At 45.5% G+C, this 12,296-nt stretch carries 10 protein-coding genes; 4 read left to right on the top strand and 6 right to left on the bottom strand.

Annotation, left to right across the window (positions count from 1 at the left end):
• Window positions 1–23: 23 nt before the first annotated feature.
• The 6 genes from B3Z75_RS03215 to B3Z75_RS03190 all read right to left on the bottom strand — a co-directional run bounded on the left by B3Z75_RS03215 (window position 24) and on the right by B3Z75_RS03190 (window position 7,324).
• The gene (locus B3Z75_RS03215; protein WP_294067704.1) at window positions 24–1,286 is read right to left on the bottom strand and encodes a metallophosphoesterase family protein; all 1,263 of its coding nucleotides are present in this window, start codon (window positions 1,284–1,286) and stop codon (window positions 24–26) included.
• Window positions 1,283–2,206 (bottom strand): endonuclease, encoded by a 924-nt coding sequence (locus B3Z75_RS03210; RefSeq protein ID WP_294067702.1) that lies wholly within the window; start codon window positions 2,204–2,206, stop codon window positions 1,283–1,285. Before B3Z75_RS03210 ends, B3Z75_RS03215 begins: the two co-directional genes overlap by 4 nt.
• A 133-nt stretch (window positions 2,207–2,339) precedes the next feature.
• Window positions 2,340–3,743, bottom strand: a complete 1,404-nt coding sequence (gene dnaA, locus B3Z75_RS03205) for a chromosomal replication initiator protein DnaA (RefSeq protein WP_294067700.1) — start codon at window positions 3,741–3,743, stop codon at window positions 2,340–2,342.
• 365 nt (window positions 3,744–4,108) lie between these two features.
• Complete coding sequence (locus tag B3Z75_RS03200; protein WP_294067698.1) at window positions 4,109–5,002, bottom strand: MlaD family protein; 894 nt, start codon at window positions 5,000–5,002, stop codon at window positions 4,109–4,111.
• A gap of 14 nt (window positions 5,003–5,016) precedes the next feature.
• Window positions 5,017–6,111, bottom strand: a complete 1,095-nt coding sequence (locus B3Z75_RS03195; protein WP_294067696.1) for an N-acetylmuramoyl-L-alanine amidase family protein — start codon at window positions 6,109–6,111, stop codon at window positions 5,017–5,019.
• Between the two features lie 100 nt (window positions 6,112–6,211).
• Complete coding sequence (locus tag B3Z75_RS03190) at window positions 6,212–7,324, bottom strand: TlpA disulfide reductase family protein (RefSeq protein WP_294067694.1); 1,113 nt, start codon at window positions 7,322–7,324, stop codon at window positions 6,212–6,214.
• A gap of 398 nt (window positions 7,325–7,722) precedes the next feature.
• On the opposite strand from B3Z75_RS03190, the gene rpe reads away from it, so the two are divergent.
• The 4 genes from rpe to B3Z75_RS03170 all read left to right on the top strand — a co-directional run bounded on the left by rpe (window position 7,723) and on the right by B3Z75_RS03170 (window position 12,232).
• Window positions 7,723–8,373: a ribulose-phosphate 3-epimerase gene (gene rpe, locus B3Z75_RS03185; RefSeq protein WP_294067692.1), complete on the top strand. Its 651-nt coding sequence runs from the start codon at window positions 7,723–7,725 to the stop codon at window positions 8,371–8,373.
• A gap of 89 nt (window positions 8,374–8,462) precedes the next feature.
• Window positions 8,463–10,406 carry a ComEC/Rec2 family competence protein gene (locus tag B3Z75_RS03180; RefSeq protein WP_294067690.1) on the top strand — a complete coding sequence of 648 codons (1,944 nt, stop codon included), beginning with the start codon at window positions 8,463–8,465 and terminating at the stop codon, window positions 10,404–10,406.
• A gap of 35 nt (window positions 10,407–10,441) precedes the next feature.
• Entirely contained in the window at window positions 10,442–11,500 is a 1,059-nt protein-coding gene (locus B3Z75_RS03175; RefSeq protein ID WP_414702853.1) for a DHH family phosphoesterase, read from the top strand.
• A 171-nt stretch (window positions 11,501–11,671) separates the two neighbouring features.
• Complete coding sequence (locus B3Z75_RS03170; protein WP_294067688.1) at window positions 11,672–12,232, top strand: DUF4827 family protein; 561 nt, start codon at window positions 11,672–11,674, stop codon at window positions 12,230–12,232.
• Window positions 12,233–12,296: the final 64 nt, after the last annotated feature.

Below are 12,296 nucleotides of genomic sequence, written 5' to 3'. Positions count from 1 at the left end.
TTCATTGCCAATTTCACACCCCGTTACTTCACCCCAATAGTCAGCAAAACTTCCTTGTCCTCCGGTGGAAAATCAAACGCAAACGACTCCATATCCGCTTCTGCGCCCATCATGGTAGCGAAAAGTCTGATTGACTCCCGCAGGTCGGGATTCGTCGTTTCGTCACCCCGCACATGCATCAGATGCAGCTGCACGATCATCTCGATCAGATTGTTTTTTACTTCTTCCGGAATCGGCACCCATGGTATATCCAGCCGGTTTTGCGCTACACGACGCGTAATCGTCTCCAGTCGACGGCGAGATTCATTTTCAACATCAGGATTTCCGGGTATGGATGTCACGAACCGGGTATTTACGTGGAGCTCATTCCCCTGCAATTGCATGACCCGGTAAGCAAAAGGATACTGTGCCAGGCTGGCAGTCTCTATGTCGTAAATCGGGTTGCCTGCAGGAGAGGTATGAAGGGTGATGTCGTTGGCATGGAAATGGCCCGTGAAGATGACACCAAGTCCCGCATCGGCCAGTTTATTGGCCTGCTGCCTCCAATCCTCAATAAGGTAATCAGAAAAAAAAGCCTCCTGATATGGCATATGTTCAACCAATCCGTGGTGCATCATCCCCAACACCATCACCTCCTTTTCTCGGGCTTTCCGAAGTATTTCTAGTGCCCATTCCAGGGTTTCCGGGCGAATACGCCCCCCAGAGATAGAGGTAGAATGCTGTTCGTTATACCTGTTACTGTCGATAGCCAACAGCCAAATTTTCTCATTTATCTCCACCATATAACTGAGCGATGCGTCATCTCTCAGCAGCGCTTCATCATAACCGAAATCACCGTACAGCCGGGCAAATTCATCAGGCGTAACACCCTTCACAGGAGTACTTACACTACCTTTATAGGCTTTGGGATCGGGAACAAGTATGTCGTGGTTCCCGGGGATCACATAAATCCGAGTTCCTGCATTTTGCAGCGGGCGAAGTTTTTCAACAAAACCGGAGTGGCTCACCAGTTCTCCGTGGTTGCTCAAATCTCCCGTAACAAGGAGAATATCCGGTTTCTCTCTGCCAAGAGCAGCCAGCACCTCGTCCAGCACCTCATGCAGCTCTCTCGTTCTTCTTCCGGATGCCGCTTCGAATGCCTTGAGGGCATCACCTTCTTTGATCAATTGAGGGGAAAGATAATGTACATCCGTGATTAGCGCAATTTTCAGTGTTGAAGGTACTACAGCCAAGCAGTTCGAAACGGGGAGAAAGCAAAGCAAAAGGGAAAGCAGCCAATGCCTCATGGGTTATTTCGTTTGAAGTACCCCTTCACATCCTGCAGCCAGCGTTCAAACGGGCTGCATTCAATCTTCAAAAAACTGTCCGAAAGTGAGGTAGGTTCAAAGCAAGAGGTCTTGAAGTCGCCCCAGACGTATTCGACCAATTCGGGATAGTCGATATAGGGATTGCGGTTTTTTTGAATACGATAAACCTCCTCATTTCTGCGCACCTCCTTGATGCTGACAGGATCCTCCCGGTGCCATTTCAGCATTAAGTGCAACGACCAGTCGCTAAAACCGGGATAACGGCTGCCTCCTACCTGATCGGAGCGCCAGAGTGACAATTGATCTTCGTATGCGGTGACCACATAAAAAAGCGTACGCGCAAAATCTCCTTTGTATGCATCAATGGGTTCAAATATCGTCTGTGTGTAACCGCCAAATGTATTTTGTCCGATCTTCGACCCATTTGAAGATTGCCAATAAGTTATGCCTGCCTCTCCAAAAGGCAGGTCACCGCGTCTGTTGTTCACGTAACCATCGGTGGGATAAAGGTGAAAAAGGTCGGACTCAAGGGATTCTGTTCCTTTGAAGCAGCTTCTCGGCAACGTATGTTCCCGGTTGTAGCAGTCCCCCTCCCTGCGATAGGAGCCGCATCGGTTATTCCTGAAATCATACAGGTATTCCGGCCCTTTTCCCGGCTCATCGGAATACATATCCCACACCTTGTTGTTCCTCTGCGCATCAGTTACCCGGAAAAACTCCCATAAACTGGCATAAGATACCACCTGTGGATCTTTTATAATCTGAAACAGCGCCGTTTTTAACTCTGCGCCTCTTTTACCATCTGCATCGGCATAATAGCCTTCTGGAACCTGGCTGCTGAGGGTGCCGGTTACAAATAAAAAAAAAGCAGTAAGGATGCTGTGGTGAGAATAACTCATACTTCTATGATATAGCCAATCCATTCCGGAAAGATTCCGGCTGTGGGCAAATATAATGAATTCATCAAGACGCCCCGATAAAAAGAGCGAAAAATAAATAAATGTCTCTGGCGAGACGGCTTGTTACAAAAAATCAGGAGTTAAGGATCTTTTCAATCTCTTCAATGTCGGAGCGGAAACCTTTGTCAACCTCGTAAAAGTTTTTTACTGTATTGCAAGCGTGGAGTACGGTGGCATGATTTCGGTTACCCACTTGCACACCAATCTGGGAAAGAGACAGTTCCGTATGCTTTTTGATAAAATACATGGTGACTTGACGCGCCTGCACAATTTCACGCTTGCGCGAAGAAGACTGAATCAACTCTTTCTTGATATTGAAGAACTCCGACACCGTATCCTGTATCTTCTGGACGGTAATGCGTTTTCTTTCAAACTTAATGCTCTGTTCCAACACCCGTCGTGCCAGATTCATGTCGATCTCACGATTATTGATGATTGAATGTGCCATCAACGAAACAACGATACCCTCCAGGTCGCGCACATTCTCCGTTACATTCTCTGCAATAAAATCGATTACATTGGCCGGAATGGAAAGGCCATCGGACAAAACTTTGTTTTGCAGAATTTTTTTTCGAAGCTCCTTATCGGGGCGTTCCAGCTTGGTGCTGAGCCCCCAGCGAAAACGGGTAAGCAGGCGCTCTTCCATTCCCTGCATATCCATGGGCGCACAGTCGGAAGTCATCACCAGTTGTTTGTTATTCTGATGCAGGTGATTGAATATGTGAAAGAAGGTATTCTGCGTTTTTTCCAGGCCCGACAATTCATGAATATCGTCGATAATAAGCACATCGATGCTCTGGTAAAAATTAATAAAATCGTTGATTGTATTAAACCTGCGGGCATCGGTAAACTGGACTTTGAACAGATGAGCCGATAAATACAAGACTTTTTTATCGGGGTACAGTGCTTCCACTTTTGAACCTATGGCGTGACAAAGATGCGTTTTCCCCACACCGGAATATCCATGAACAAAAAGAGGATTGAATGCTGTTTTTGCCGGGTTATTGGCTACCGCCTCGGCCGCAGTACGTGCCAGACGATTGCTCTCACCCTCAAAAAAATTGTAAAAAGTGTACTTTGAATTGATCTGAGAATCGAATTCCGATGTCTCTACCCTGTCAAATGGACTGGGTACCTTAGCAGTTATTTTTCTGGAAACAGTCTTGTCTTTTCCGGCAAGCGGTTTGCTCTCTCCCCGAAGTTCAACGGCAGTATTACTCTCTGTTTCTACCAGAATCCGGTAATTAAGAATAGTCCCCTCGCCTATTTCACGGTAAAGGGTTTGCTGGATAAGATCAAGATACTTATCTTCCAGATATTCATAGAAAAACTGACTTGGTACTTGTACTGTAAGCACATGATCCACGTATTTTAACGGCACAATGGGCAGAAACCATGTATTAAATGCCGGTTCGGGGATATTGTCCCGAATGACATTCAAACAATTGTTCCATAAAAACCGACAGTCGCTCTTCATTGAATTTAAAATGATCTTTTTCTTTTCCGTAACGTAATAGGAGTACAAATTTTCAAAAAAAAAACGAGATAAAAAAATGATCTTTTTTTTGAAAAAACTGTTTGCGAAAAACACCGCTATTTATCAACAGGATACTCGCAGACTTTTGATTTTCAATACTTTAAAAGCACTCCATAGGTCAATCACGGCTGATTAACAACACGATACAAAAAAAGGACTTCTTTTTTTATAATTACAAATATATTACATTTTTGTTACTTATCCCCGAATAACCAAAGGGTTTTGTTCCCATTCCCCAAAATCCACCTATTTAGAATAATTCTAATTAGATTTATTCGGGAGTACGAAATCGAAACCTCTTCAACTTAAAATAAACGTACCTTGATGCTCAAGTAACGCTCTGGATTTTGCCGTATATCTTCAAGCAGTTTCGTGGCAGAATCAATGGTCACATTCAAACTATCGTGCAACCTGGTGTCGTTCATCAACAAGCCCAGCGAATTGTCATTGCTGTTCATTTTTTGAGTCAGTATTTTCAAGTTATTCACTGTCTCGTCGATCGAAGCAAGCGTTTGCGTCAGATCCATTTGATTCAGTTCATCGGTAACCTCTTTCAAGTTGGCTGACACATCGGAAAGATTACTGCTGATAACGGGCAGATCAGCCTCCAGCGCCCCCACCATTCTGTTCAGGCTTTCGCTGGAGCGGTTCAATTGTGTCACGGTGCTTCCGATGCCTTCAATAGAATGCTTCCATATAGGATTCGATATAAGCATATGCAGCGAGTAAACAACAGAGTCTATCCGCATCAGAATGGAATCAGCCCTTGGCATTGCTTTTGCCACCCCGTCAAGTAGAGCCAGCTCCTTGCCGCCGACAAGAGTGTCGCCTGGCTGAAGGTAAACGCGAGATGGTACCATCACCAGGTTTACCGTGGAAGCACCGAACATATCAACCCCGTATTCGAGATAACTGCCCTCGGTAATGCGCAGTTGCTCTTTAAGATTGATACCAACAGCAAAGCGCATCGGATCATCACTGACCATCTTGATATCATTGATCAACCCTATTTGATATCCTTTCACATAGACGGGAGATGAGATAAGCAGCTTTGAAACATCTTCAAAAATTGCATAATACTGGTTCTGCTTCTTCAGCACATTTACTCCTTTCAGAAAATTAATCCCGAAGTATATCATTGCAATGCTGGCAATGAATGCCAGGCCTATGGCAGCATACCTGCTAAAAGTCTTCTTCATAGGTTCTTTAATCGTTATTTTACGCGCAGCCCATCTTCAAATTCAACGATAAAGGCATCTTTGAATTTTTTTTGTACTTCTCTGAGAGATTGTTTGATTGCATCCTGGTCTGTGGTGCTGCCGAAAGTATATTTATAGGTGGAGCCATCGGTATAAAAGTCAACCGGATTCAAACCTTTAAAAGCCGACGCTCCGTTTTCGTATTTACGGGAGGAAGTGAGAAACTGAACACGATATTCTCTCTTTCCGCCTGTAGCGGCAGAGGATTGTGTTACACCGGACTGCTGTTTGTTCGTTCCGGATTGGGTGAACACATTACTTTTCTTGTCATACTCCCTCTTGTATTCTTTAAACCCCTTATATATGGAGGAGGCCAGTGAACTCTGGCCGCTCAGGCTCTTCAGGTACTTCTCATCTTGTCTGTTACTGATGTATCCCAGTTCAACGAGTATGCTGGGCATGGCCACCTCTCTCAGCACCAAAAAGCCGGCCTGCCGCACACTCCTGTTCACTCGCCGCGAATTGGTGACCAGCTGATTTTGCACGAGCGTGGCAAGGTAAACACTTTGAGATAGGAACTCGTTCGCCATAAACTCAAAAATGATATACGACTCGGGCTCATTTGGATTAAACCCTTCGTATTTGACCGAATAATCATCTTCATACATGATCACAGCGTTCTCAGCCTTGGCCACATCCAGGTTGTCTTTACTGCGATGCAACCCAAGCACAAACGTTTCTACTCCCTGTGGTGACGCACGCCGCCGGTCGAGTGCATTGCAATGGATGGATATGAATAAATTAGCATGTGCCTTATTCGCTATTTCCGCACGTTGGTTTAGTGCAACAAAATAATCCGAATTGCGGGTATACAGGACATCGACATCGGGATGATTATCCTCAATAAGCTTTCCCAATTTCCGGCCGACAGCGAGTACGATATCTTTCTCCTTCGAATCAGCACCAATTGCGCCGGGATCTTTTCCTCCGTGACCGGGATCAATCACTACTGTAAACCTGCCGTTTTGAGCGTTGGCGGGTTGACCGAAAAAAAAAGGCATAAAAACACCCAAACACGATAATAAGAATGCCTTTTTATGAGGTTTCATGTCAATTTCTTTTTTTGCAAAAATAGCGATAAATTTCGGATTGAAAAAGAATGAGCCACAATCTGTAGCTCATTCTTCTTTTCAGGTGTGACCGAAACCATTATGGCATCAATTCCGCCAATTTTGCATCAAGGGCATCGCCTCTCAGGTCCTTTCCTATAATGACGCCCTCCTTATCCAAAAGAATAGTGTGAGGTATACCGTTGATAGCGTATAGGTCGACTACCGGGCTTTCCCAATACCTCAAATCGGACATTTGCGGCCAGGTCATTTTTAGCTCTGCAATACCCCGGATCCAGCTCTCGCGATCCTTATCGAAGGATACTCCCACAACCTCAAACCCTTTTGTTTTGTACTTGTCGTATGCAGCGACAACGTTGGGCATTTCCTGACGGCATGGTCCACACCAGGCAGCCCAAAAATCTACCAGCACATACTTCCCGTTTCCGGCATAGTCAGACAAAGAAACATCGTTACCCTGCGTATCTTTTAATGTGAAATCGACAAATTTTTTTCCTATAGCCACATTCTCCAGATTTTCCAACCTCACAATGACTCGCTGAATATTTTCCTGGGCCTTGAAATTATCGTCGGCAAGTTCGAGAATTTCCTTCTGTTGTTCCGGCGAAAACATTGAGGAAGAAGTGAGAAACGCATATTTTCCCAGATCATTTCCGATGTTGTTTTTGATAAAATTGAAATTCAGGCCGGTCAGCTGATCACTGATTTTGTCGTACGATGCCTTGATTTGGGCTTCCAGAGAATCAGTCATGGAGCCTTCCGCACTGGCAGTATTGTATTGCTCCATCACACTGCGGATACTTTTCACCAGTTCTCTCTGCTGCTGTCTAAATTCAGTATAGGCATCGTTTACTTTTGTGCCTTTTACTGTCACCACAGTATCGAACAATACTTCAATCTTACCAGGCTCAATCAATACCGGAACCCGGCTCTCCTGCTGTGGACTCACTGATTCATCCAGCGAAATAAATCGAAGTACTGTACTGTCTGCCACTCCCTTTAGCGAAAACGAACCATTCGTGACAACCAGAGTGTCGACAACAACCATGGCGTCGTTGGTCATTTCTTGTATGTAAACATTGGTACCTTCATACGCTCCATCGGCAACTGTACCGCTGATTGTATAATTCTTGTTGTTTTGGCAGGAAAAAAGAATGCTGCCCATTATGAAAAGAAACACTATTTTTCTCATCTTATTCCTTTATTATTGTTTAACCGAGGCAAAGATATGTAAAAAGTCCATATAAATAAGTTTCTATCTGTTTTTTTTGTCTCGCTGCAATAAAAGAAAAAAATGCCCGTTTTAACTGCATAATAACAATTGCTTATGAGTAGAAGCACACACTCAGTCAGACCATTTGCCGCACGCGGGCCTTCCGGCTCAGCGCAACCTTCCGAACTTACACTAAGGCTGATACGTCAGTTTGCAGGAAGTTGTCATACAGAGAACAGGCTCAACATCCCGGACAACACGTTTCTGGTAAGCTAAGGGCACTCCTTTTGGCAATCGTACTTCCATAAAAGGAGGATTCTTTTATGGTTTAAATATTTTATCTACCTTTGGAAACAGAAACTTGCAATACTATAGATATGGGTACATTAGTCGCACCGTCGCTGTTGGCGGCCGATTTTCTGAATCTGGAAAGTGAGATGGAAATGCTCAACCAAAGTGAGGCAGACTGGATCCACCTCGACATCATGGATGGTGTTTTTGTGCCGAATATTTCTTTTGGTTTTCCCGTGATCAACCGCTTGAGAGAGGTTACAAAAAAGCCTTTGGATGTTCATTTGATGATTGTCCATCCCGACAAGTTCGTTGACGAGATAGCCGCCATGGGCGCTACTTACATGAATGTGCATTTCGAAGCGTGTACTCACTTGCACCGTGTGATACAGGAAATAAGAAAAAAGGGGATGAAACCGGCCGTCACGTTGAACCCTCACACACCGGTATCCCTCCTGGAGGACATCTTGCCCGATCTCGATATGGTCCTGCTAATGTCGGTAAATCCAGGCTTCGGTGGACAGGGATTTATTGAACATTCCGTGAGGAAAGTAGGTCAACTCAAAGAGATGATTCTGAGACAACATACTTCTACCCTCATTGAAGTGGATGGCGGAGTAAACCTCGACACGGGAAAAAGGCTCGTTGATGCCGGAGCCGACGTACTTGTCGCCGGAAGTTTTGTTTTCTCTTCGGATGATCCCAAGGGGACTATCCGCCGGCTGCGGGCCCTGTAAGGGAGGGCTCTCGTTTTTGACCGCTGCAGTCGTTCACATCTTCACGAATGTAGCGGTGATTCTGTAGCATATCCCGGGCATGTAAAATAATGAACGCATTTATCGGAAAAACACCTTTCTTTCGCCTGCTGTTACCGGTCATTGCCGGCATTATTGCGGCCGCGCTTTTTCCCCAATGGAATGCAGGCCTGTTTTGCCTGAGCCTTACAGGGCTTACCCTCATGTTCCTCTCCTACTTTACCGGGAACAAATGCCAATTCCCGTACCGCTGGATATTTGGGACCGGGATGTGCCTGTTCCTATTTTCCCTTGCGGTTTTGCAATATCGTGAACAAGAAAGGAGCACGCAGTTTTCATTTTCCAATGAAGCCCGGTATTATACAGGCACCCTCCTCGACCTGCCGGAGACAAAACCTCGATCCATTGCCTGCAACGTAAAAACAACAATTCCTTTTCAGCGAAAAGTGAAACTGTATCTTGCAAAAAATCTTGCTGCAAGAGAGTTGGAGCCGGGCGACGAAATACTTTTCCATGCCAGGATGCAGCCTTTTCGCAACTTTGGCAACCCCGATGATTTCGATTATGCCCGTTTCATGAAAATGAAAGGCTTCTCTGCCTCAGCCTACTTGCCGGAAACAGACTGGCAGAAAACAGGCCGGCAATCATATGCCATCACGCCGCAGTCGCAACGTCTGCGGGCAAAGGCGCTCAACATATACCGTTCACTGATCGACGACGAAGATGCCTGTGCGTTTATCTCGGCCCTTACACTCGGATACAGGAACGACCTGTCTGACGACATCCAGGAAGCCTTCCGGGTCTCGGGCACAGCGCATGTACTGGCGGTTAGCGGATTGCATGTGGGCATCATTTATGCGATGATCAATCTGCTCTTTTCCTTTCTGGGAAAGTCGGGAGTGCGCTGTGTTCTCCGCCAATGGCTGGTCATCCTGACACTTTGGATGTACGTATTCGTTGCCGGCGGATCGGCGTCAGTAGTGCGGGCGGCCATCATGATCACCATCTTCTGCCTGGGCAACATGCGGCACCGGAGAGGCTTCACGTACAACACCCTGACTGCTTCTGCATTTTTCATTCTTCTGTTTCGCCCTTTTAGCCTGTTTGATGTAAGTTTTCAGATGAGTTTCGGCGCCGTGGTTGCCATCCTCTATTTCCAGCCTGGGTTGTACAATTTGTATGCTCCTAAAACCAAGGCGGGAAAATATGTTTGGGATCTCCTTACGGTCTCTACGGCTGCACAGCTCGGCGTCTTCCCACTTGTGCTCTACTACTTTGGTACCTTCCCCACCTGGTTTTTCATTACCAACCTGCTGGTTGTACCTCTTGTTGGAGTCATTATCTATGCTTCCGCTTCCCTCGTGGTTGCCGGAATATTCAGCGATGGTCTTGAAACCATATTACAATGGATCGTGGAGACTCTCGCCGGGATCACCTTGCGCATTGTCCGTATTTCGGAATCGCTCCCTTTTGCGCAAGTTACCGACAGCCATATTTCAGCCATCCAGCTTTTGCTGCTGATAATCTTTGTCTTCCTTTTTGCCTGCTCCCTGTTCACCCACCGTCCCAGGGCACTTATCATCGCATTGGCATCGCTCTTTGCTTTCCAATTGTCCACACTGCAGGGGAACCTGGGTAAGTCAGCACCGCAGCTGGTAGTATTCAACAGTTTCGAAAGAAGCGAGATAGGTCTCTTTGCGAATGACAAACGTCACTTTTTTGATATTCCGGAAAATGGGTTCCTCCCTTACCCGGGAAGAAGCATCCTCCGTCTGTCGGATAGTTCATTGTCGAATTTTCAAGCAGAAAACCCTTTCCGGGTGGACGTGCTTATTCTCTCACAATATGCGAACTTTCGCGTGGGACAGCTAATTGACCTTGTCCTTCCTTCTGTCATTGTCCTGGATAGTTCACTCTCCCGCAAAGCAGCAGCACGGATGGCAGCCGAATGCCAGCTGTTGGGTGTCGATGTGCATGATGTCACTCAAAATGGAGCCTTTTCCCTGAATTTTTAGTACTTTTGCCTCTTCACTTCAAAAGAGCGTAAAAAATGAATTTTACTGAACCGATCTCCGAGGTAATCCAGCCGCAAAAGGTAAATGAAATCATGGAGGCCATGGAGAGATCCGAAAAGATCGTGATTACCACCCACCTTTCCCCCGACGGCGACGCACTGGGGTCGACGCTCGCGTTGTATCATTTCCTCAAAGGCAGGGGCAAACAGGTACGGATCATTGTCCCAAACTCTTTCCCTTACTTTCTGAAATGGATGAAAGGTGCTAACGAGGTGGAAATATACGAGTACAATCCTTCTGCGGCAAAACACATCCTGCAGGGTGCGGAGCTTATTTTTGCGCTCGACTACAATATTCCAAAAAGAGCGGGGGAGATGGGTCCCATCCTGGAATCATCGCCTGCGACAAAGATCCTGATCGACCATCATCTTTTCCCCGGAGAAATATTTGACATTGTCGTATCGCATCCCGAGATATCCTCAACCAGTGAGCTCATATTCAGACTTTTATTTCAGGCAGGCAGCTATGATGAGCTGACACAGGCTGAGGCCGAATGTATTTATTGCGGAATGATGACCGACACCGGTGGATTTACCTATAATTCCAGCGATCCCGAAATATTTGAAATCATCAGCCTGTTATTGCGCAAAAAAATTGATAAAGATGCCATCTATTCGCATGTATTTCACAACTATTCCGAGGCACGATTCCGTTTGCTTGGCTTCACCCTTTCGCAGCGCATGGAGATTTATCCCGATCTGCATGCAGCACTCATTTACCTTTCAAAGGATGATCAGGCGCAGTTCCGGTTCAGCAAGGGAGACACGGAAGGCTTCGTTAATTATCCGCTCAGCATCAAAGACATCATCTTTTCCACATTCATCCGGGAAGACGAAGGACTGATAAAACTATCATTTCGCTCACAGCTCTCATTTCCATGCAACGAATTTGCCGCGGAATTCTTCAACGGAGGTGGACATCTAAACGCCTCAGGTGGAGAATATTATGGCACATTCGAGGAAGCACTCCGCATATATGCAGAGGGACTCAGGAGCTATGAAAAAAAACTGAAAGAAGCAATCAGCCAACTTTAACTCACTTTAAGGATCAATCATTTTTATTTCTGCTTAACGGCTGTTTTTTGAAGCAGATTGTGTACTTTTGCAATTCACTAAAGTTAGTTGTTTTCTACGCCAGGCAGAACAAACAAGTTTGTCTGCTTATGCTTAACGAAAACGTTCATTTCATTTATACAACAGACTAATATGAAGCATGTATATCTCATAGTATTCATACTCTCCGGATTTTTGTTTCTCACTGTTTCCTGCAAGGATAGAATGACCTACGCCGATTATCTGAAAGCAGAAGAAAAGGCGATTGATCTGTTTATTGAATCCAACGGACTCACCATTCTCAAAGATTTTCCTTCGGCAGGCACGTTCAAAGAGAATGAATTTTACAAAGACCCCGCAACAGGTGTCTATTTTCACATTATTGAATACGGCGATACGATCCAAAAGCTTCAATGGAAAGAGGAAGTCTATGTACGTTTCAGCGGGTTGCGTTATTTCAACACAGAGGATACTACCCAGTATTCCAATTTCAAAAGCATATACCCGGAAGAGATTGTGTTCATAGGTCCGGTAAACTCATCAACCAAAGGCAACTACGCGACTCCAGGGTGGGTGGTTCCCCTAAGTTATGTAGGCCATAACGGAAGGGTAAAAATGATTGTACCCTTCAACATGGGATCTTCGTACGATCAGTCCAGGTACGAGCCAACTTACTATGAACTGGTACAATACCGTTTCGGGAATCATTATTAACAGGTTCCCGCCGGCATTTGTTCTGTTTTTACATACGATCAACAGCTTTTACAACATGTTACGT

The organism is Proteiniphilum sp. UBA1028 (genome assembly GCF_002316955.1).
Lineage (GTDB): Bacteria > Bacteroidota > Bacteroidia > Bacteroidales > Dysgonomonadaceae > Proteiniphilum.
This window is presented reverse-complemented; position numbering and strand designations above follow the sequence as displayed.

Bases quoted from the DNA above. Each gene is read 5' to 3' on its own strand.
- B3Z75_RS03215 (WP_294067704.1), bottom strand. From the start codon at position 1,286: ATGAGGCATTGGCTGCTTTCCCTTTTGCTTTGCTTTCTCCCCGTTTCG.
- B3Z75_RS03210 (WP_294067702.1), bottom strand. From the start codon at position 2,206: ATGAGTTATTCTCACCACAGCATCCTTACTGCTTTTTTTTTATTTGTA.
- B3Z75_RS03190 (WP_294067694.1), bottom strand. From the start codon at position 7,324: ATGAGAAAAATAGTGTTTCTTTTCATAATGGGCAGCATTCTTTTTTCC.
- B3Z75_RS03170 (WP_294067688.1), top strand. From the start codon at position 11,672: ATGAAGCATGTATATCTCATAGTATTCATACTCTCCGGATTTTTGTTT.
- B3Z75_RS03200 (WP_294067698.1), bottom strand. From the start codon at position 5,002: ATGAAGAAGACTTTTAGCAGGTATGCTGCCATAGGCCTGGCATTCATT.
- dnaA (WP_294067700.1), bottom strand. From the start codon at position 3,743: ATGAAGAGCGACTGTCGGTTTTTATGGAACAATTGTTTGAATGTCATT.
- rpe (WP_294067692.1), top strand. From the start codon at position 7,723: ATGGGTACATTAGTCGCACCGTCGCTGTTGGCGGCCGATTTTCTGAAT.
- B3Z75_RS03180 (WP_294067690.1), top strand. From the start codon at position 8,463: ATGAACGCATTTATCGGAAAAACACCTTTCTTTCGCCTGCTGTTACCG.
- B3Z75_RS03175 (WP_414702853.1), top strand. From the start codon at position 10,442: ATGAATTTTACTGAACCGATCTCCGAGGTAATCCAGCCGCAAAAGGTA.
- B3Z75_RS03195 (WP_294067696.1), bottom strand. From the start codon at position 6,111: ATGAAACCTCATAAAAAGGCATTCTTATTATCGTGTTTGGGTGTTTTT.